The organism is Acinetobacter sp. YH01010, assembly GCF_013420775.1.
Classification (GTDB): Bacteria; Pseudomonadota; Gammaproteobacteria; order Pseudomonadales; family Moraxellaceae; genus Acinetobacter; species Acinetobacter amyesii.
The window spans coordinates 133,303-156,399 of the sequence record NZ_VOYF01000003.1; the positions used below are offsets into that span (position 1 = coordinate 133,303).

Below are 23,097 nucleotides of genomic sequence, written 5' to 3' on the forward strand. Positions count from 1 at the left end.
CACATTTCAAATGATTATTGAATTACCATATCGTCAAAGGCCGCTGACTCACCTGCTTCAGCCTGACGTAAAATACGTTTTGCTTGACCATTACTCGGGGAAGCAGACAATACTTCTCGAGCCAAAGATTTAGCCAAACCGTAGTTATTCGCATTTAATGCACGCTCTGCACGACTGAGCTGAGAATCAAAACGTGCTTCATTTTGACGCCGTGCCGCTTCTTCAGCTTTTTGACGCTCTTTTTCTAAAGCTTGTTGACGTTCTCTTTGTGCTTGTTCAACTTGTCGTTGAGCCTGTTCTGCTTGACGTTGTAGTTCTACTCGTTCACGTTCTGCTTGTGCTAAACGCTGTGCTTGCTCAACCTGATGATTGGTATTTTGTTGAGGTATGTTTTGAATAGCATCTTGTACAGCCTCACTTTCTAATGGAACTTCCTCTACTTCTTGTTCTTGCTGAAGATTATATTCTTCAATCATCGATTCAATTTGTGGCAGTAACTCTACGCCCCCCACAAGTTCTGAATCAAGCTCTAATGCAGCAAGCAATGTCTGATGTGCTTGCTCCAAGTTCCCAGCTTGTAAATATTCTTTCGCTAAAGTGAGCTTTTCTTTTGCAGAAGTTGCTTGTGCTTCAGCCGATACAACCAATTGAACAAAACTTGCATTGGTTTTACATTCTGCCTGGTTGAGTTTGATGATACTCAACGCACGCATTGGCATCTTTTCGCTCAATAAACTACTAACTTCTGCATTTACATTTTCACATGAATCTACCAAAGGCTCTTCATCTACAGAAATCGCTTGATCTGTATCCTTATTACCACTAAACATAATGACAATACCAATAAAAAATACGGCAAAAGAAATCGCGATATATTTAAAAATAGAGTTTTTGGGCTGTGGTGAATCTAAAGGTGTTTGCTGATTCATGCTTTTTGATGGTAAAGGACTTTCAACACTTGCCACAGATGACGTCTGTTCAAAATACTCATCTGGTTCATTGTCTTGAATTAATAAATCTTTTTGAGACTTTAGTTTATATTGTTCTGAGCTTAAAAATTCATTTGGGATTCTTGCTAAATGTTTTAAACGGACAAAAACACCTTCTTCCTTTTTAAAAGCATATCGATCATAAGTCCGCATTAACTCAAGAGATGCACCTACGACAATGATCCCGACTAATTCTTTACCCTTTTTCGTAATATGTTTGACCACAACCGATGTATCAGCAGCCTCATTATTTTGAGCTTCACTTAGTGTTTCACTAACCGTCGATTCTGGTAAGTCACTGACTATTTCTTGTGGAATAGTCGATGTTTCTTCTGGCTCTACAGGCAGAGTTTGAGCTTGAACGCTTTGTGCAACACTACAAAAAGGACAAAACTTTACTTTGAGCTGTAGCTCCTGCTTACATCCAATACAAGCTGTATATTCTTGCTGCTTAACCATTTCATTTAACCTATTACTTCTTTTTGTGTTGAGCATGAGCAGTATTGCCCTCCTTCGAGAACAATACTACGATGGGCATTATTGTAAAATTGGCGGCATGCCTGGAATTGGTGGTGGCACAGGCATTGCAAGCTCAGGGCATTGGGCAATTGCGATCCAATTAGCTAAACCTTCACGCCATACCATCGTTGCAGTGTTAATTTGTTGCTGCTGCAACATTTCAACCACTTTAGAATGTGAGTATGGTCCAAAGTTTTGCCCATTAATCGCTATATGATATTGATACTGAGGTTGCTGCAGAATGGGTGGTGGCATCGCGCCTGGAGGTGGCGGTGGAGTCATGCCAGGCATTGCAAAAGTCTCTATTGGCGAAACTACTTCTGCCACACTTTTTTTCACAAGAAGTTGTTCATGTGTTTGTAAGATACTTGGTGACATATTCATCACCCATTTCAGACGTCGACCTTTATTTGGCTCACGAATTTCATCCTGATATGCATCCTCGTCCGAATCTTTGAGCACTTCAGCCCATTTTTCCATTTCTTCGCGATATTCAGTTAACTCGTATGCACGATCAATAAGGTCCTGAGGAATTTCCTTACGTTGAGCAAGTTCAAGTAGCTCTCGCTTCAATTCTTTTGCAATTGCACATGCAAAACCGACATGTTCAACTTGTGCACCCGTTTCATTTTGAACAAGACGTGGGGTATAGACTTCACGCTCATAATGATCAACCAATGCAATTAACATGGTTAAATTCGCATCACTGAGTGACTTAAATTTGTGTTGAACTTGATCATAAATATTATCGCGATAGGTCTGAGGCAAACCATTTAAACGGAAGCCACGCTCATTTCCTAAACGACGTACATCACCACGTGCAACCGCAAATTCATATTGACCACTTGGTATCAAGCCTGGAACATCACAACGTTTTAAGACGCCCAACATCACTGCTTTCAAGTAACACTTAAAGTCATCCGCTAAATTATTTAATTCATCAGGTGTAGGCGCATATGGATGTTTAAAGCGTGTTGAATCGATATGTGTATGTAATGGTGTTCTTTCACTCTCTTTACGATAGCTCGTACGCCACGTCTCAATACCACGTAAAATGGTCAGTGGAATACCTGAAAGCTCTACATAACACACTGCACGACCAGGTTCACCTGTTTCCACAATCGACAATGCTTGTGCATTTAAGCCTAGACCGCTCGGAATAGCTCCCGTCAATTCATGTTTATATTTTTTACTGAATTGATCTGCACCATTTACACCAATAAAACATTTGAAACGGTCTGGTGGTGGTGTGAAATCACCTCCCATTTTAGCGTCGACCCAAGGCATGGCACGCTGTAGCCACTCGGTAAAGACATTTTGACGCTCCACTACACTCATATTTTCAAGTGCTTTGTAAAGTGGATCTTCCTCTTGATCATTCTGTTCAAAAGCAACCAAACGGCGTTCTGCCATACGAATGATTTTGATCAATAATGGTGTTTGCTGATCTGGATCAACAAGAACTTTAAAGAGCTCTTTTGAACCGCCGAAGTCTTTAAATGCTTCTGCTGCCCATTCACAGAGTAAACGAGGATCAATATTCCGTTCTTTTACATCTTCAGTTTCGATAATTTGCAAAGTGGCGTGCTTGGTACGAATTTGTTGATGAATTACTTCACGATCATGATCAAGACGGTTCATCATATCGATAACTGACTCTTGACCATTTTGTAGATCACCCATCACCCCATTCCAAATAGTGCGACCGCTTTCATCTACCCCTAAACTGTTACCTAACCAGCTTGAGATATCTTGCATCAGCTCAATCGCTTCTAAAGCAGCTTTGGCACGTAGATGGAAGGAAAGTACATTAGCAATATCTTTACGTAAATTATCTAATACTGAACGCGCTTGTTCTTCTTTATTGCCACCACTAAAGATACTCAGTAGACCTCTACCTTTGGTCTCTTCCAAATCTTTTAGTTGCTTTTCATACTCATAGGTCAACAAAGCGTCTTTAATTGCAGTATAACGATTTGCTGAATTTTTCAGTTGTAATGCAATCCCAGAGTTCGCATTTTCAATACGATCTTTAATTTGCTCAACTAAAGAAATCACATATTCAAAACCGCCTTGCTCATGATTATCTAAATACAGATATAAACGACTTTCGATATCTTTCTTGAGACTTTCAAAGAGTGCTTTACGACGGCGCATGACACGATCTTCAGCAGTATCTGCCATCGCATCTGGATTACGAATCACATCACGCATTAAACCTTGCATCGCTTTCCGGACTTCATTTGCCCACTGATCACGATCAATATTACTGATTTCACTAATGCGTTGACTGACACGCTGACGGGTTTCTTCAGCAATATCCACTTCCACGCCGTTCTGTCCTGAACGAAGTAAAGTATCTACAACTTCTAAATCCATGAATTCTGTATTGAGTTCACGAATTTCTGGATTTTTCAGTGTTGTAGCAGAAAATTCAGGAAGATTGTTGAATGGCACTAGACTAAGATTCATGTTCTCAGCCATGAATGTATCACGCTTTTTTTCACTCGCACGGTTTGCAGCAGGATTGGCACTTGCGACACCGAAGAATGCTTTCAGCATATCGGAAGCCAAACTATAGGCATACTCATCATAGCGCGCTCGACCAAGCGTATCTAAAGTTGCTTGCCCAAATGCTGAATAAGCACATGAATAGTTTAGTTTCATGTCACCGAAACGACCTGTCGGTACAGGTGGCGCAAACATATGAATTTTATGCTGCCGTTGGTTGACTGCAACTGAACGTTTACGATTGGCGAAGTCAGCAGAACGGTAGTCCTCAAATAATGTGTCCGCAATCATCGAATACACATCATTCATATTGTCTGTATGTTGACGAGCTAAGTTACCGGAATCAATCAGATGCACTTCATCATAAGGCTTAGAGGCAAGCTGAGGACGATCATAATCATCCCATTTTTCCACATACTTCGAATGACCCACCATCGCAGATTCAACTTCCATCAATGCCGCATAAGCATTGGCTTCAGTACGTGCCTTGTTTGCACTTGAATAGCCTGTAGGCAAAAATAGCATCAATTCAACATCAGCTGCTTCAACTTCATTACTTGCCACCCACTTAGATAACCAGCCCATATCCAAGAATGAACCTGAGCCTGTACCACCAGCAACAGAACCTAATACCACGATACGGAATTTACTGGTATCGAGTTGAAGATTGAGCTTACGCAGTATGTCATCACGAGACAGGCCTGCTTTTAAAGTATTTAACTTTGATCGAATTTTATCACGTGTTTTTGGATATTTATCAAAGAAATATAGACGTGAAACAGAACGAATCTGACCTGCACCTTTGGCAGGATCAATCCCTAATTCACGAATTTTTTTAGGAGTTAACGGCAACCAATTTTGAATATGCGGATAACGACTTAATGATGCATCATCACGGCTATATTTTTCGATATCAAAAGATTCAACAATCTTTTCATCATCGGTAAATTTCACCAAGTTGTATTGCAAATCTTCAGTTTGTGCACGACCACTATCAATAATTGCACCTTGATCTAAGTCAAAGTGCATGAATTGCGCGATGGGGAATTGTGATAAGTTTTCTAAGCGAACATTATCACTGCCCCAACTTGCATTGAGAATACGACGACGCACACGCATCATCACTTCCATACCTGTACCACCCACACCAATGTAAAGGGTTGGTCGGAGTTTTACCGTCTGCTCTGCAGATTTGGTAGCCGTGTTTGTATTGACACTTTGTGCGTCTGTCATATTGATCTCTCTAATTCTTTTTAATGTTATTAATTAAGCACGGCTTGTTGTAAAGGTCAGTACACCACTCACCAAAGCAACCACACCTAATGGCCCTAAAATTAATAAAGATAAAAATTTAACAGGATTCACCGCTGCTAAAACTGCACCAATTGCTACTGCAGAAAGAAATATAAATAACCACCATCCAGCCATGCTCGCTTTACTTGGCGAAATACGTTTTTTCACCAAACTATTGCTGAAACCACGTTTTGCAAAAAAGAATGCAATTAAAAGTACTGCGATAATTGCACCAGCAATCATCAAATCACGAGAGCCAGTTTCTTCTTGTACAGTAGGTACATTCACTTCTTGTACAGTCTGCGCAACACCACTTGCTTCATTTTGTGTTTGCTCATCTGCTGTAGGTAATACAAAACCGTTATTTGTATTTGACTCTGACATATATCCCCCTGGATGTTTTTAAAGATCTGTCTTTAATATTTAACGAAGTGTCACACTAAATTCTTTATCTATAACTTGAACAGATGCATCTGAAATGCCTCGTTTTACAATCGCGATTTCCTGTCCTGAATCACCATAAACACTTATCTTAGAAAACGGTTTTAATTGGATGGTTTGTTTCTTCAAGCCATTGACCCAGACATCATATTTTTTACGTTTTGACCCCAGTGCTAACGCGAAAAGAACCATAGCAATTGACAATAAAATCCCAGTGATTATGACCACAACAGGCCATAATGGATATTGCAAGCGGAATTGCACAGGGATCGTTGCCGTTGAAGACTGAATACTTTGAGGTGCTACAAATACATCCGACAACGGATCGCCAGGAAATAAGTTCTGCAAATTCTGTTTAAAATCTTCAGATAGACTGAGCTTCTGCTCGTACAAAGTCACATCAATATTTGCAGGAATTGTAACTGCCTTACCCATTGCCTTAAAAACTTCCCAAGACCATGGAGAAACAATTAAATGTGATGGAATAGGCACTTGAAACTCAAGCTTAGTATTGTCTTTAGTCATCAAACGAATATCCGTTTCAGAAATCTGAATCGGTGCCTGCATACCATTAGCTAATCTCAACTTCGCTTCAACACGTGTTGCAGCAATGTTGTACGGATAAAATTTATTTTTTAGATCTGCGGTCAGCTTTAATTCAGGAATGATATCTTTAGGTTCTAAATTAAACACTAATGTTTTTTGGTCAGATGCTAAAGATGCATGAATCGTAGATGAGTTTTTCACTCCTGTCGGAATGAGCTGGACTGGCTCTTTATCTAAGGGCTTCAATAATGCTGGTTGCTGCGTGAAAACTTTTTCCATTTGCCCAGACTGAACTAAATGATTTAACTCGGCCTCAGCTTGTTCTCCATAGGCTAATACATAGACCATTAATCCAGATGCATTAAAATGCTGCCCTTGCACAGGCATTTTTAGTGGGTATGCCATTACTTTATTAATAGCTGGATCTAAATGCACTAACTCATAAAATTCTTTATTACGTTCAGCAGTTGCTTCATCATTATTTGGACTATTTTTGTTGTTTGTAAAAATCCAAATTATGCCTGACTTCTTAGCAAATGGTCCTGTAATAGTTGCTATGACAGCTTCCTTAAAATCTGTGTCTGCATATGCTTTTTCAGATTTTTTCGCAATGCTCTGTTGGCTCAACTGCTGACTAACATTTTGTTTCCCTGCTCCTTGGTAAATCACTAAAGGTGATTTAGACAATGGATTACTTTGGTTAAACATTACCACTGCAACAGTGTCATTTGGTTGAGTTACGGTTTGAACCACTGCATTGACCAGTGGTTTTAATTGTGAGTTTTGATCTTGATAAAAAGGTTCCATCCAACCTGAGTTTTGTACCAAGAATGCATGCTGTCCTGCATAGCCAAAAGATGCTGAAAGGCTTAATAAGCTCATCAATGCCAATTTTTTCATACAGCAAGCTCCCACCCTAAGATGTCAGTTAAGCTTGAGTTATAGAAATACAAAACATTCTGATGAATAAAGAATCTTGACTGTAGTGGCTTTTCTACTTGAACACGATGGAAATCAATGAGTCCATCATGTGTATCTATAAATAATTTAATGTCTTGCTTTGTATCATCTGCAAGTTTTTGCTCAATACCTACATTGGTCTCTGTATCAAAGCTAAACCCAAAAATTAACTGCTTTTTCTCATCTTCAATCATTGGAACTGTAAAACGATGGGTGGATTCAACTGCGCTTGTTTCTTTCCAAATATCTTGCTTGATTTCCAATTTACCATCTAGGGCAAACTTTGATAAACCTGTGGTAAAACGAAATGATGGCGATTTTTCAAGTGATTTATCAAACTGGTCTTCAGAATCTAGTTCGATATAGCACAATGGACCTTTTTCATTATTTTGAGTTGTACCAAATTGATAGAAACTGCCTTTTTGATTATCATAAGGTGCACCAAAACGGAAGTCAGGTGTATAACTCGGCACCCATATTTTATAGATAGCATTAAGTACTTCATCATCAGAACTTTTATATTTTACAATCAACTGACCTGATGTGCCGACCCAAATAATACGGCTAGTGTCATAAACCACTTTTTCAAAGTACATTTCAGAGATCGTATGATCCAACATGATTGATGCTTGATTGCTTACATTAAAAAGCTTGACCTGATCAGCAATCAAAATCGGTATTAATATCGTTTTATTCCAATAAACAGGTGTACCCAAACATAAACTATTGGATGGCGTAACATACTCAGCTCGGTAGCTTAATGACAAACCATCAATGATGACGCGTGCTAAACCTGCTTTGGTTGGAATGTATAAAGTCTGAACACCTGCTTCATTCACCACCCCTAAGAGCTGTAAGTACTCTTCTAGTTGTTCCGGGCAACCTTCTAAACGGTGTGCTACAGCTTTTAACTCCAACCACTCCTGATTATTCTGACTCCAAATCAAAAGATTGCCATTGATTTTATTGTATGCCACAAGTTGAGGAATCTCAGTACTAGCTTTGATAGAAACAAATTCAAAAATACCTCTTGGTGGCATTTTTATTTTCTGTTCCGCATCAGCATCAATCTGTGGCTCATTCTTTAATTTTTTAAGTTGATGACTTAACTGTAATCCATGGCTATCCATGCTTTGACGATTATCATCATAATGTCGTCCCTGCCCATAAGGAGGAAGCCAATATGCTTCGGAATCAACCTGCTTTTTTTCTAAAGGGGTACCTGTTTCAGGATCGTATAAGAACTCAGGTGGATACACTTTTCCAGCCAAAGTTGGTAAGTTCAACAACTGCTGAACAAAGTGAGGGTTCACATGATTTTCAACATTTAAATTTGGCGTACTTTTTAAAATATAACCGACTTGATCATCTTGAACCCAAATTCCGGATGCCAAATTCCAAACTGCTTTATCATGATTATGAACCAAGACACACCCCTTATTTTGAGTTTCTTTTGCTACATTCTAGACATTTTTTTTTACTTTCAAACCATTTATTTAATTTTTTTTCAATAAAATTATATATTTAATTTAATCTTAACAATAATTAAATATTTTCTAACAAATTTTAACAAATAATTATTTCTTATCTAATTGTCCTATTTGCGATTTAGTCGAAATGATCTTAATTTTAGGGTGGTGGTGGTGGCAATTTAACTCATCCAAAATCTCTAATGAAATCTGGTGATTAAAAAAAATGAAGATCTAAATTTTTACCCAAAGTTACCCTAATTTCCTTTAAACTTGACTCAATAACAGACCTGTCATCAAGACCCGATCAAAGCTATACACATACGCAAAAGGACTTTCTACACTATGTCCAACTAACTGCAAATTATGATCGGATTGGTCAGTTCTAAGTACAGCATCTGCTGAACAAATCGGATAAATCCCTCTAAACTGAGTTAGACGTGTTAAGTGATTACGCTCTCTATCACGATACATCTCAAAATCAGCATGATCCACTTTATGCCAAACGATAAATCCGTAAATTGGGACCGATCTAGCTAAAAAGTAGATTTTAGTCCCAAATATGGGACTAACCTCACATGATAAAAGACTTATTAATTTTGAAGCTTTTGGGATCATCTACATTAAAAGGAACGACACGTAGTTTTGCACTAGTGGTTAGCCTAAACTCAAAGTCATCTAAGGAGTGCGTAAATTTGTCCTTCCGATATGGATAGACAAGTACAACATCACTGTCATGTTTGAGGTAATAATGGCTATAGGCAAACATTTGCTGAATATCACTATCTTTCAAACCATAACGCCCAGCTCGATCATTTTGATCAATCAACTTCCATTTAGTATCCATCACAATTGGCTTGGCATCTGGACACTCAATAAAAATATCAGGCTTAAGCTTAAAAATATTGCGCTGTTGATGCTGACAAATATGCTCCGTCGCATGTTGTGTCTTCACCGTATATTCAGGTAAGTTACGGCGCAAATGATAAGCTACAAAGTTCTCAAATAGCTTCTCCATCGGGAAGAGTAAACTCATGCCACGCCATTCCCCTTGAGTAGATACAGGCATGTATTCACCCAAAATTAACTCCGTCCAAGGTTTAATCTCAGCATACAAAGCGAGTAGCCGCCCTGACTGCCATTGCCTAAAGTCCTGCTGAATGTTTAGGCTTCGCGGTATTTCGCTGGTCATCAAACGTAGCTCTTGAGCAAGCTTCCAGTTATTGGCATCTTTGGTCTTTTTACACACCATTTCTAAGGCTGTACGAATCAGACGATTTTCAGGTCGATTCACCTCATACACATCATGCTCAATCGGAAAGATATGTTTCTTTGTCGGTGGTTGGCGCATGTATTTCACATGCTGTAATTGCCCACGTAAAAACTTTTGTTCCTCTTGTACACGGTTATAATCAAAACGTAAACCCCGTTGCACTAAACGTTCAAATGATGCAAGGAACTGTGTCATGATCCATTCATGCAAAGGCTGTTTGAAACGGTTTAAATTGGCACTCCCTGCCTCTCTATAAGGTAAATGCAACGAAACACTGAGCATTTTTTGCAGGAGCTTACGCTCTTGACCAATAACCTCCTGATCACTTTCGCCGTTGAGCTCTACATGCTTCGGAAGAATTTCAATCCGTGTACCGCATGGGGTTTCTATCACCCCAACATATTGATCTAGCTTAAGCTTTCTATGTCCTGCTAATTCAAATACTTTTGCACCGTGCTTAGAAAATGAAGCAGAGAGTTCACACAGATACATAAATGCTTTTTCGGGAATATAAGCATGGTTTAAACAAGATTCAGGACAACCTTTATAAACTTCGCTAATGAAGGCATATTCTCGGACAGTAAAATCAGGCATATAGATCCCCGATTAGTGCTTGATGATTTTGCTAAAACTAGCGATTGAATCAAATGCAGTATCGTTTAGTTGCCATATTTTTTGTTCTTCAAAGAACCCATCTGAATCACTCTCTACATTTGGAAATAATGCAGAGCGTTCAACAGGTTTAGCTTTCAACATCCCATTAGCATTTAGCACCATGTTAATCTTCGACCAATCATCAAAGAAATACTCTTGCAGTTGGGGAATAATTTTTTGTTTAAAGATTGCTGCTAAATGCTCACGAGTACGATCTTTATTTAAGCTCATGAAATTGGCATGGCCAATACAGTGATCACGGTCTAACAGCACTTCAATACGTTGATTGATGACTTTTAACAGCTCAGCAATGTTCAGACCTTCCACCTCAATATCACTCAATAACTCTGGCTTCGGTGGCATTTCAATAAAGGTAAAGCGCCGGCGCAAAGCAATGTCTAAGCCTGTTAAAGAACGATCTGATGAGTTCATTGTGCCAATGATGTAGACATTACTTGGGACAGAAAATTCTTTTTTGGAATAAGGCAAGATTACAGATAACTCTTCTTCAGCACCTTGGCGTTTTGAGTCTTCAATGAGTGTAATCAACTCACCAAAAATACGGGAAATGTTACCTCGGTTGATTTCATCAATGATCAGCACATAAGGTTTTACTTTTTCATTAGTATCTGAATATTGAACCTCTGAACGTAAAGAATTTGCGATTGCCCACTCATAGCTCTTTTGATCCACAATAATGTCACTTTGTGTCTTCAAATAGTTTCGAATATGCCTAATAGATAAAGTGATATTACTTCCTCTAGATGTAAGAGCGAATAAAGTACCTGCTGAATTACTTGATACTTTAATTTCCGCACCACGTTTAGTATGGAAAATCATTTCCTCTGTTTTAGCCTGTGAAATGAGTTTATCAATTGCATTATTAATACTCGCTTCAATCGGTGCTGATACATTATTTTGCTTAGTATCAATTTCTATTTGAGCATCTTCACAAATCTCTTTAAATACACCTGCTTTTACATCATAGCTTAACTGCCCATTATCATCCGTTTCAGCACGAATACCTTCTACAAAATCTTCATAACTAAAGCTCTGATGAAAGGTCACAAACTTAATGCGTCCTTCATTTTTATATTTATCAAACAACCCTTTTAGGTTTGTTCTCCCATCGAGTTGTTTTTCTAGTTTTTCAATTTCTATTAAATCTCTGCCTTCTAAAATTGCTAAAGCATGGGTAATGGTATTGTATGTTTTCCCAGTACCTGCAGCACCAAAAAGAATACGGTTTAAAGGTTGTTGAGTCATGACGTCTTCCAGTGATTCTTTAGCTTGCTGTTTCTTTTGTTTATTATCCAAATAGCCTTTTCTGACCATTACAAAAAGTTGTTCCACATATGGGAAAAATGAGTGTGTACCCTGACTAACCAACAAAATTGGTAAAAATTCTAGTAATGGTTTCCGTGCATACTCTTCATATCCAATACGCTTAATATTCGTTTCAGTCACGATAGGAATAATTAAAGGGTTATTGAAATCCTGATATAAGAAAGCAATCATCCATTTCAATGGTTTAGGGAACTGGATTTGATCAATTGCGTTTAAATCACGCTTCTGCACAGCATCAACAATATCGAGTATTTCTTGTTTAAGAGTTTTAAATGCTAACTCTACATCATCACCTAGTCGTTTATGCCATGAATACGGCTTCACATTATGATATTTATCATCCTTTCCTAAATTAACAGGCTCCCAAACATCAAAATAATTAGCAAAGGTTGGCTCACCTTGAGTGGGATCAAAACTGTCGATTTGAGCAATAAAACAATTGATATTTTTTGCTTGATGATAATCTTCGATGCTTAGCTGTGCTAATCGCTCAGCAGGCCAGTTCGTTAAGAATAGATTAACTTTACGTTCAAGTGCTGTGGTCTGATCATCACTTTGCTCATACCAATCACAAAGCTTTTCTAACTCGTCAAGGGTGCTCACAATAATTAAATATGCTTTATTACCCAGCATCAATGATTTAGCATGTGTAGACAAATGTTGATTCCGAGTATCGGCTTCTGAATAGACTTTTTTAATTGGTAATTTAAGTTCTATCGGTGGTTCTGCATCACAGAAAATTACAGGCTTTTTTATTTTTGGGTCTAATGCTAGCTCTCGACCTAAATCTGTCTTAAACGCGGCTATATGTGTCGTACCCGAATAAGTATTCGGATATCTATCCTTGAGATAATCAATAGCATTGTTCGCACTAAAATTAGTCGCTACTTTCTCAGCATAAATGTCCCACAAGAACATATTTAGCCAAAAGATATCTGTTTGACCTGATTCAAGCTCTGCCTTTAATGTCTCTCTAATTTTCTGAACTAAATATACGTTCTTTACATACCAACTTTTCTCTTTGACTTCTTGAGGAAAATCTATGATTTGGTGAGTTGTTACATATTCAATAAATTGATGAAATTTATTTCGATCAACAATTGTTGAAACATCTAAAGTACATGAAGCACATGCTCGATTGAATAATAAAGGTCGCTGAGTACTCCCCAATTCCGTAAGTAATCGACCACCATAACTATTCAACGCTTGATATGTCTCTTCATTCGGCTGTTGAATAAGTTTTTCTACAACATTAAGAAATTCCACATCTTGAATTAGCTTATCAAATACTCCGTTTGCGAGATTTGACTGTCCTTTAGATGCAACCCCATTTGCATCATTTTTCAGAAGCTCACTTAAAAATTCAAAATCATTTGTGGCCGTTAACTTATAACCATTATTGAGCTTTTTCTTTATTTCCTGAACTTTATCGAAGGTATTTTCATAATCTTTACGCCATCCTTTTCCATCACCCGACTCAAGATAATCATTTAACCACTGTTTTAATATCGTTTTATTCACAACACTCTCATTTCTTTAAATTTATTTAATACGACAAGAAACGCACTCATCCCCACGAGTGCGTTTTTGTTTATGCGTTTTTCTTTGCCCGTGTTTTTTTCACAGGCTTACTCGCTTCCCGTTCCGCCTGTATTTTAGCAAGCAAGCTTTCCGCACTGTTTACCCCAGTGATAAGGTCTTGATGCTGTTCACGCCATTCGGCAGTCAGTTCACCGCTAAAAGCTTTGGCTAAAATTGCTTGAGTTAGTAGATTCGCTCGTTTTTTTGCTAATGAAACTAATTCTTCAGTCCTTGAAGCAGATTTTATAAAACTCTTTAACAAAGTTACTATTTGCATTTGTTCACTTTCGGGAGGTAGCTTTAGCTTATATGTTTTAATATCTTTAATATTTAGATGCTTAATCAATGTACCTGTATCAAGAGTATCTACATAGCTTCTAAATTGTGGTGATTTAAAAACATAGAATAAATAAGATCTTACATCATAATTTAGTTTAGATTCGAAAGAAGATATTCGCTGATTCAATAAAATATCTTCATCTGCTTTTTCAAGAATACATACTCTACCTAAAAACTCATCTGCGAGTGATTGAGCTGTTAAGTTCATCAAAAGCGCACCTTCTTTTAATAGAAGTTCTGATCGTTTTTCTTTCCAAACCGTAGGTAAATAGATAGTATTTTTATCAGTCCACTTGACCTTACCTGACACATGTAAATTACCAGGTCTCAATAACTTTATACCCTGTGCTGAATAATCTGAACTCGGAAAAGATTTTCCATTCACAATATTAACTAAATCATTTACCGTAACTTCAGTCCAATTACTAACATCTGCTTCCGTCAACTTACCACTCACCGCATCCGCCAAAACCGATTGACGGAATTTTTTAAGAATGGCAGGAATGGCATCTAAACGGGCTTTAATCTGCTCCACTTGCGCAAGCATCACATCAAGCTGACGAACGATTTCTTGTTGTTCGGCTAATGGTGGCAATGGAATCGGCGCTTCAGAAAACCGCCCCTTATTTACAATGGCAATCGTTGTTGCTGAAGACTCTCTTTCAAGCCAATTCTTTAAAGTTAAACAATAATAATAAGTATATTTATAATTAATAAATTCTTTAAAGGGCACAATTGAATTAATCTGCTGGTTAGTCGCAGATACCTTTGTATTTATACCAACCTTACCCATGTTACCAATACATGTCACCATAATTGAGTTTACAGGTAGATTAGGTAAAGCCTCTAATGCTTGTGGGCTAATATGAGTTGATGTATGAAAAATATACCCCCCATTAGCGAGGTCACCCGGCTTAATAAATGGAATATCTCCTTCAAAATTAGTGGCATCTTTAGATGAAGGCGTCTTTCCTGTAAAAATATTTCCAATATCTTTTAATTGTAGGGACAACCACTCAACAGGCAAATTATCTAAACTCATGCCTGTTCCTCAGCATTCAAACCCAACGCATCAGCCAAAAAAAGTTTTTGTGTATTGGCTTCATCAGTTTGACCTAATGCCTTCATCAAGGCATCTAATTCAACCAAAGCTTGTGTTAGTTCAGACATGGCTTCACTTGCCAACACATGCGGTTCAGGTAAGTTTGCAGCATCCACGGCGTCATTGTCTTTTAACCATGAAATATCTAAAGAATCACCCTTTTGTTCTTTAATCCATTCACGGCTAAACTTACGCCAACGGCTATTCTCCAGCGTTTGCTCTTGGCTTTCTTCTGTAAGTGACCATTCACCCTCAGTACGTGGTGAAAGACCTTTCGCATCAGCACCATAGATAACTTCAAAGCCTTTTAAATGGCTTTCGGTAAATGGCGTACGCTTACCAAAACTTGGCATGTTGGTCCTTAGGTCATATACCCACACATCTTGAGTACAGCCCTGCTTTTGCATCGGGTCTGCTTCTGTCCCTTTAGTAAAGAACAGTACATTGGTTTTTACACCAGCTGCGTAAAAAATACCTGTCGGCAAACGCAAAATCGTATGCACATTGCATTTATTCATCAGGTCTTGACGAATCGCGGTACCTTGTCCTGCTTCAAACAGTACGTTATCTGGTAATACAACTGCGGCACGACCACCTGGTTTTAAGTTTAAATAAATATGTTGTAGAAATGCCAATTGCTTGTTTGACGTATCAAAAGGCAAATCTTGACGTGTAATACTTGCTTCACCACCTTTCGATGTACCAAATGGAGGATTGGCTAAAATTACATCTGAAACAGGTAAATCAAAGCCAGTAGAACCTAATGAGTTACCTAATTTAATTGCACCCTGTTCTCCGCCTATATCATGCAGTAAGCAGTTCATCTGTGCCAAACGGCGCGTATTCGGCACCAGTTCTACACCAACAAAAGCACGAGTTTCTTGAAATTTCTTTTGATCTAAATTTAAATCAAACAAATCATCTGTTTCAGACTTAATAAATGCATCAGCAGCAATCAAGAAACCTGCTGTACCACAAGCTGGATCTTGAATCACCTCACCCGCTTTCGGCTGCATACAGCGAACAATCGAATTAATTAGAGGACGCGGCGTAAAATACTGTCCTGCACCTGACTTGGTTTCAGTGGCATTTTTTTCTAATAAACCTTCGTACAGATCACCCAAACCATCAGCTTTGATGCTAAACCAATCTAACTTATCAAACTCTTTAATGAGCTGAGCCAAATGTCGTGGCTCACGTAAACGCGTCTGTGCGTTGTTATAAATAGATGCAATCAACTCGTGCTGACTTTGTGAAAGCTCAAGTAACATCTCTTTATAAAACACGAGTAAATCATTTGCCTGATTCACACGCTTACGCAGTTCCGCCCAACGATATTCATCTGGATAAATGTTTGCCAGCGTTGAATCTTGATGATCAAGTTCATCCACCATTTTGACAAATAGCAACATAACTAGCTCTGAAACATAATCACTGTAATTGATGCCATCGTCTTTTAAGACATCACATAGGTTCCAAAGTTTTTGAACAATATCATTTTGCGTCATGCTTACTACTGCTTCTATAAAAAGTTAAATTTAGGCTTCAGGCATTGTAGGGTTTAAGAGGCTTTCCAGAAACTATCCACAATGTATTTGGATATTTTTTCAGCATCATCATCCAGTACCTTATTCAGCATCTCGATCCCGCCTTGTGATGAGAAACGCTCACGTATACTGTCTTTATCAACCACTAACTCAGTAGCAATAAATTGAGCCAAGCGACGTAACCATTTTTCCTGTTCAGGATTCCATGCTTTGAGTTTAAGTATTTTTCTCAGACCAACTTCCACACGCTGCTCAAACGGCATAAGGTCTTCACCAATCGCTGAACGGCGGATCAAGGCAATAATCTGCGCAGCATATGAATGATTTGTCTCATTATTACCAAGCTCTTTACTTAATTTAGCACGGGTAAATCCAGCTTGTGTAAGCGTTGCTTCAACTTGCTTTAATTCATCACGAGTCAAATCAGATGGGCGTGTCACTACAGCTTTCATTGCAGCATTATTATTGACAGATTGATTCACAAAATTTTGGAATTGCTGCAAATAATCCTCTAAAGGTTTGTAGTTAGGGTCTTGACCTGCATAGATCATGCTATCTTTCTCAAAAGAGATGATCTGCATTTCTGCTAATCTAAACTCTTCACGAACATTCTCTAAAATACCATTTAAAGTTTTGCCATGTTCTTTTAACCATGTCGCTGCCTTTTCTACACCCATTTTGTGCAGCTCTTTTGGTAAATCTTTAGATTCCCACTTCCATAACTGCTGAACTTGTTCCAAGCTGTCTTTGAGATTCGTTAGGCGCGGATCATTTTTATATTTTTCAGCTTTAACCAAAACACGCATAGCCTTCTGACAAATTTGATCTAACATCACATCTGCTTGGCTACGCTGATTTAAAGTATCAGCAATGACTGTTGATGCAGCTTTACGTGTAGTGTCATCTTCAAATTCTTTAAATAACTCTGCCAATGTAATATTCGGGTTCACCGATATCATTTTCATGCTATTTACATTATCTAGGTCTTTAAATACATCTACTGCATCATAAACACGGAAATGCGTCTTACCAATCTTGTCAGCTCGACGTGTTCCTCGCCCTAACATCTGCTCAAACAATACGCGCGAACGGACTTTACGTAAAAAGATTAAATTGCAGATATTAGGTACATCAATCCCTGTTGTTAATAAATCAACGGTAATTGCAATATTTGGGAAATCCTGTTTTTTGTAAGATTCAAGCACTTCCTTGACCGCAGGTGTTTTCCCTGTAATCTTACGCACCATTTTTTCATCATACTTCTCGTATTTTTCCGCATAATATTGATCGAGCAATTTTTTTACTTTATCTGCATGTGTATCAGTCACACAGAAAATTAAAGTCTTCTCAACACTAAATGGATTAATATCTTTTACTATCTGCTGACAAATCACTTCATTAAAGCTATCTAGCAATAAACTTCTATTGAAATCCGCCACATCAAAAGACAAGTCATCCGGCAAGGTATACAACTCTTCTTTCTTCGTGACTGTTTTATAAATTTGGACTGAGGATCCTTTCGTATAATTTAGACCCAATGTGCCCAATGCTGTTTTATATACAACCGGTGTGTCATAGTTGACTAAATAACCATCTGCAACTGCTTGTGTATAGGTATAATTAAAAATAGGTTCTTCAAAGATATCGACAGTGTGCAATGCTGGTGTTGCAGTTAAAGCCACTAAATGTGCATCGAAATAATCAAGTACTCGACGATATGTCGACAAATATTTTTCTTGATCCCATACAGCTTCTTCACCTTCAGTCATTTCACGGTCTAAGGTATAGCCACGATGTGCTTCGTCCACAATAATGCAATCAAAAGCATCTATCGGTACATATTCATCTGCATTAAAAATTCGATGAACAAGGCTCTGTACAGTCGCAACCTGAATAGTCACTGAATCATGCAAGTTTAATTCAGCGGAATTTTTTGTATCGCTAAAACTTGAAAACAGGGTGATACTTCCATGAATCACTTCAGTTGTAAAAGCCTCTGTGGCTTGCTCCGCAAGTGAATTACGATCCACTAAAAACAGAATACTTTTGAAACGCCCAGATGTAATTAAGCGGTACATCAAGCCCGTGGCTAAACGTGTTTTGCCTGTCCCAGTTGCCATTGCGACAAGGTGCTTACGAATGCCTTTTGCAATATTATTTTCAACCGCTTTGATTGCATCGCACTGATAAGGTCGATCATTAAACGGTAAAATTGCAGTATTTTTGAGATTTTCGTCAGCTCGCTCTTCTGGGAAACGCATCCAGTGAATTAACGTTTCCGCACGATGAAAACCTTGTAAAGCACGTCGTAAATTACGGCCACGCCTAACGTCTCTAAACCAAATTCCAGTCTGTTCAAATAATCGTTTATTGGTTGCGCGCCCATTGCACGAATAAACAAATGGAATATGGTAGCTTAGGCCATTTATCATCCATGGTCCAAAATGCTCTGCTTTTTGATCTAACTCCTTCAAATCCTGTGTATCAAAGGCTTGTGCATAAAACTCTGCTTGTTCAATTGCACCATATGGATTGATATTGCGACGTTTTGCTTCAACTACAGCCACAGGAGTCAGACCTTGAAACAACACATAATCTGCCTGACCTTTTTTTCCATTTAACTCTAGAGGATATTCAGCAATCGCCATATTTCGCCCAAGCAGTGGGCGTGTACCTTTGCTATATCTATAATTTTCAGTATCCGCGATCCAACCAGCATCTTGAAGCTGCTGATCAATCAATTTACGAGTTTGTGCTTCAGTAAGGTCGAAAGATTGGCTCGCAATTTTTGCTGCTTGTACCAATGCAGGTTGACCCGACACTCCAATCACTGTTGGATTTTGATCAAATTTAGCCTGTAATACTTTCACTTGCTGCTCTAAATCAGCAATGATAGAAGCTGAACGTTGTTGCTCAGTTTGAGTTAAAGACAATAATTGCTGATTTGCTTGTGTAAGCTCCTCAACTTTTGCTTTGTATTCCTGATAAATTGAAGCATTATTTTTGGTTGTTTTTAGCTGTTCATTTAAAGCAAAGACTTCTGCTTTTAACGCTTCAACATGTAGTGATGGATCCTGTGGTGCTTGATATTTAGGAAAATCTTTTTCAACTTTCTTGAGCGTTCTATATAACCACTTAGCAACCTCATAACTTAGCATTAAAGCGTCTAAGGCATCTTTATGGCATGCAGTGACTTCATGTGCCCCTGTATTGCCTAACTTGCGTATGCGATGGAAAGCTGAACGAACATCTTGATCCAACTTTAACTTTTCTGAAACTTGATTAATAATTTCAAAATTATTCCAGTTGGGTTCAATCACAAGTTGTGAATTAATCGCCAATTGACGCATTAAGTTTTCGCCAAACTGGCGCACCTTCACCAAAGTTGCATTTGGATCGGCATAATAATATTGCTCTGCAAGGGTCAACACATCAAATAGTAACGGGCTAATTTCTTTTAAAAAAAGAAACTGGCTAAAAGATTGCTCTAAATTTCCCTGTTGCATATACCCTCTTTATCAAAAGCTAATTTATTATTAATTAGAATGAATACTATCCTAATCTTATGTTTTGATTCATTAAAATTGCCAATTATTGTTTAATTTTAAATCAATTTAAGACTTAAGTTGCTACTCTTGCTCAGAAAGGCCAGAAGGAATATCCATTTTCACGTCCCTGAGCATATGCCCACTCCGCAACCTTATGCGACCGTTCTATATCTGTTAGAAATCCCAATACAGAAATTCGATCCACAATAATCAAATCCTGTTCTTCATTCCGTTCTTTCCACTTACGCAAAAACTCATCTGAAGCCAACAAATTACTTTTCTTAGAATTACAGCTTGAATCCGCCAAGACAAAATTATGCCCCGTGTCCGATGGATACATTGACCAAGGAATGAAATGATCAACTGCATAATTACCTTTTTTCATTGGCTTATTACAGTAGAAGCATTTACAGTCCTGTAGCTCGACCAACACATTCGCAACTGCATTCAACTGGTTTCGGCTCGGTTCAAACATGAATTGTTCAAGGTTCGGTAATTGATTCAAAATTTGTGCATTACTGCTGTTCTTTCGGATGTAATCAATCCACCGTTTCTGACAAAGCTCTTCAATAATCTCGCTAAATTGGCGTAAGCAATACATCACTTGGGGTAAAAGAATGAGTTTCTTTCCGCACTGATTAAGCTGAAATATAAACTCAAAATTTTGACCATTGATGTTTTGCAGATAACGGACAGGCATTTCTCTCACAGTGCGAGCCACATCTTTAACTAACTTCAGCCACACCAATGGATCTCGTCTTAATAATCCAAGAGATGAGTAGCTTTGCCTTAAGGCAATAATGCGATTCAATATGGCTGCTTGCTTGCCATTGTTTTGATTTAGGATCAGCTGACCTTCATCATTAAACACATACGGTACAGCCTGCTTCCAATACAACTCGATAAACTTTTCAGCAATATCTGTATATTCAAGGACTAAGCTTTCACCTGTATCCTCACCTTTCTCAATCGCCAATCGACTAAGACTAATCAGTAACGCAAATTTATAAGTACTGCTAAAACTGCCAGATTGTAAAATTAGCTGGATATTTTTAAGAAATTTCAATTGCGCTTGCGCCGTAGGAATAAAATCAGGCATGTTTTTTCCATAGTACATTCAGCCATTCTTCATCACGATCTGGACGTTTATCTATCGTAATCCATTGTTGTAACAGTAAAGCTTGATCGATCTGCTTAAGTAGTTCCTGCGCTTGCTGCTCATTTAGATCAGTAAAGCTACGCCCGTCTTTCTCACGGTCTGTCTTGCCATATTTAAAAGACATGTAACACACACCATTTGGCTTTAGTGCTTTGAATATGTGCCCCATCACTTCAGGCAAAAAATCTCTGTCACAGTGTAAAAGAGAAGCACAAGCCCAAATACCATCGTACTTCTCACTCTCATTTAATTCATAAAAACTTTGTTGACGTACTTCAATGCCGGTCAGCTCCTTGGCCTTTTTAACCAGCTCGGCAGAATAATCTATTGCTTCAACTTGATAGCCTTTATCTTTAAAAGCCAGAGTATCTCGTCCTGAACCACAGCCAACGTCAAGAATCCGAGCACCTTCAGGCAACTCAGCTAAAAATGGCTGATATAGGCTTTCCATATCCACGTCAAACGTTAAAGCTATAAATTCTTCTGCATGCTTATTATAGTAGTCTATTGTTTTCATTACGGACACTTAGGCTAAAAGACATTTTTCAGTCTACAAGAAAACAAAAAAATAAGGGAGCTAAGAGCATCCCTTATTCTCGACTCGCCAACTTACGTTCAATCCATTGATGGATCTCATAAGCTGACCAGCCGATACGATTTTGAGTAATTTTAACTTTCTTTGGAAAGGTTGGATCATAATAGGGGGAGTTTTCATCCATCATTTCATAGATAGTAGAACGGCCCACACCAACGAACTCCACAACCTGCTTAATGCTAATCAGCTGCTGCATCTGAAATGTCTGACCTGTAAATGCATTCATGTTTATTTCCTCATCTCATGTTGACGAGCTCCTCGCTCATGAGATACGGCACATCTGTGTGTTTTTACCTGCCGACTTAATTCAATGCAGTCACTGCTCCCTTTAACTCCTGCTGTATATCAAATGCATTGGTTTCATTACTTTTCGGCTGCTGTTGTTCATCCGAATAAAACTCTTCAACCACCTCCAATCCCTCCTCTCCATCCATCTCAAATTGCGCATTGGCAAAGCCTTGTCTGGCGATATGGTCCAAAGCCTCCTGATAGAACCCCGCCTGTTTACTTTGCTCATCAATTTGCTTTGCCATGACAATCGCTTCATTCAAGCTAATACCATCCTTCAAAGTTAAATCCACGTAATACACCGGCTGTCGATAACTCTGAGTTGTACTTTTACCTCTTAGCGTCAACTGCAATGGCAGACATGAAAGCAAGCCATTCGAAGCCGCATGGTAATAACTCAGCCGAGCAGCCAAGGTGCGGATACTATTGAAGCCCGCTGTCCTGAAAATGAAGGTGCCAAATTCATCAGACTCATCTAAGTTCACATGCAATCGTCCATAAGGTTTGCAGTTGCCGCCCTGAGCCAATGGACATATATCTGGCGAGGGACATGGCAGTTTCTCTATCCCTTGCTGTGTTCGCCTTTGACAGGTTTCACCATTTCCCATACACACAGGTCGACCCGTTTGCCGGTCAAACATGGTGTACTCTGCTCTTAAGTTCAGATCAGGATCATTGAAGATCATACGGACAGGAATCGTCCGCAGCTTTTGATTTGGCACATTGACCCGCAGCTGCTCATCTAGCGGATGCTTAATCCATCCTTCTTTGTTCTGAATTTGGGAGGTTATGGTGAATTGGTCGTCTTTTTCAGGCAGACGTTTTCCGTTCTTTTCCACTACCCGCCCAATGCTGATTCGTCCAAGCATTGGCGGCGTGATTGCTAAACCTTTAATCATGCTGTTTTCCTCTTTCTGCATTTTTATACAAAACGGC

At 38.6% G+C, this 23,097-nt stretch carries 15 protein-coding genes; all 15 read right to left on the reverse strand.

The annotated features are described in order from the left end of the window. Positions 1-14: 14 nt before the first annotated feature. The gene (locus tag FTT77_RS03805; RefSeq protein ID WP_180026588.1) at positions 15-1,448 is read right to left on the reverse strand and encodes a hypothetical protein; all 1,434 of its coding nucleotides are present in this window, start codon (positions 1,446-1,448) and stop codon (positions 15-17) included. A 78-nt stretch (positions 1,449-1,526) separates the two neighbouring features. After that, a complete protein-coding gene (locus tag FTT77_RS03810) occupies positions 1,527-5,252 on the reverse strand; it encodes a tubulin-like doman-containing protein (RefSeq protein WP_180090158.1) in 3,726 nt (1,241 codons plus the stop codon). A 33-nt stretch (positions 5,253-5,285) separates the two neighbouring features. Then, positions 5,286-5,696 carry a hypothetical protein gene (locus FTT77_RS03815; RefSeq protein ID WP_180026586.1) on the reverse strand — a complete coding sequence of 137 codons (411 nt, stop codon included), beginning with the start codon at positions 5,694-5,696 and terminating at the stop codon, positions 5,286-5,288. Positions 5,697-5,735: 39 nt separating this feature from the next. After that, positions 5,736-7,199, reverse strand: coding sequence for a hypothetical protein (locus FTT77_RS03820; RefSeq protein WP_180026585.1), 1,464 nt, complete (start codon positions 7,197-7,199; stop codon positions 5,736-5,738). Next, the gene (locus FTT77_RS03825) at positions 7,196-8,686 is read right to left on the reverse strand and encodes a hypothetical protein (RefSeq protein WP_180026584.1); all 1,491 of its coding nucleotides are present in this window, start codon (positions 8,684-8,686) and stop codon (positions 7,196-7,198) included. The genes FTT77_RS03820 and FTT77_RS03825 overlap by 4 nt, the downstream gene beginning before the upstream one ends. Positions 8,687-8,995: 309 nt before the next feature. Continuing rightward, positions 8,996-9,202: a hypothetical protein gene (locus FTT77_RS03830; RefSeq protein WP_257224012.1), complete on the reverse strand. Its 207-nt coding sequence runs from the start codon at positions 9,200-9,202 to the stop codon at positions 8,996-8,998. Positions 9,203-9,302: 100 nt separating this feature from the next. Then, positions 9,303-10,595, reverse strand: a complete 1,293-nt coding sequence (locus tag FTT77_RS03835; protein WP_180108936.1) for an McrC family protein — start codon at positions 10,593-10,595, stop codon at positions 9,303-9,305. Positions 10,596-10,607: 12 nt separating this feature from the next. After that, positions 10,608-13,523, reverse strand: coding sequence for an AAA family ATPase (locus FTT77_RS17235; protein WP_180108937.1), 2,916 nt, complete (start codon positions 13,521-13,523; stop codon positions 10,608-10,610). A 70-nt stretch (positions 13,524-13,593) separates the two neighbouring features. After that, entirely contained in the window at positions 13,594-14,964 is a 1,371-nt protein-coding gene (locus tag FTT77_RS03845) for a restriction endonuclease subunit S (protein ID WP_180108938.1), read from the reverse strand. Then, positions 14,961-16,532, reverse strand: a complete 1,572-nt coding sequence (locus tag FTT77_RS03850; RefSeq protein ID WP_180108939.1) for a type I restriction-modification system subunit M — start codon at positions 16,530-16,532, stop codon at positions 14,961-14,963. Before FTT77_RS03850 ends, FTT77_RS03845 begins: the two co-directional genes overlap by 4 nt. Before the next feature lie 53 nt (positions 16,533-16,585). Next, entirely contained in the window at positions 16,586-20,077 is a 3,492-nt protein-coding gene (gene hsdR, locus FTT77_RS03855) for a type I restriction-modification system endonuclease (protein ID WP_180108940.1), read from the reverse strand. Positions 20,078-20,210: 133 nt separating this feature from the next. Continuing rightward, the gene (locus tag FTT77_RS03860) at positions 20,211-21,218 is read right to left on the reverse strand and encodes an HNH endonuclease domain-containing protein (RefSeq protein WP_180108941.1); all 1,008 of its coding nucleotides are present in this window, start codon (positions 21,216-21,218) and stop codon (positions 20,211-20,213) included. After that, positions 21,211-21,795, reverse strand: a complete 585-nt coding sequence (locus FTT77_RS03865; protein ID WP_180026578.1) for a bifunctional 2-polyprenyl-6-hydroxyphenol methylase/3-demethylubiquinol 3-O-methyltransferase UbiG — start codon at positions 21,793-21,795, stop codon at positions 21,211-21,213. Before FTT77_RS03865 ends, FTT77_RS03860 begins: the two co-directional genes overlap by 8 nt. 73 nt (positions 21,796-21,868) lie before the next feature. After that, positions 21,869-22,099: an AlpA family transcriptional regulator gene (locus FTT77_RS03870; RefSeq protein ID WP_180108942.1), complete on the reverse strand. Its 231-nt coding sequence runs from the start codon at positions 22,097-22,099 to the stop codon at positions 21,869-21,871. 76 nt (positions 22,100-22,175) lie between these two features. Continuing rightward, a complete protein-coding gene (locus FTT77_RS03875; protein ID WP_180108943.1) occupies positions 22,176-23,060 on the reverse strand; it encodes a hydrolase or metal-binding protein in 885 nt (294 codons plus the stop codon). Positions 23,061-23,097 lie beyond the last annotated feature (37 nt).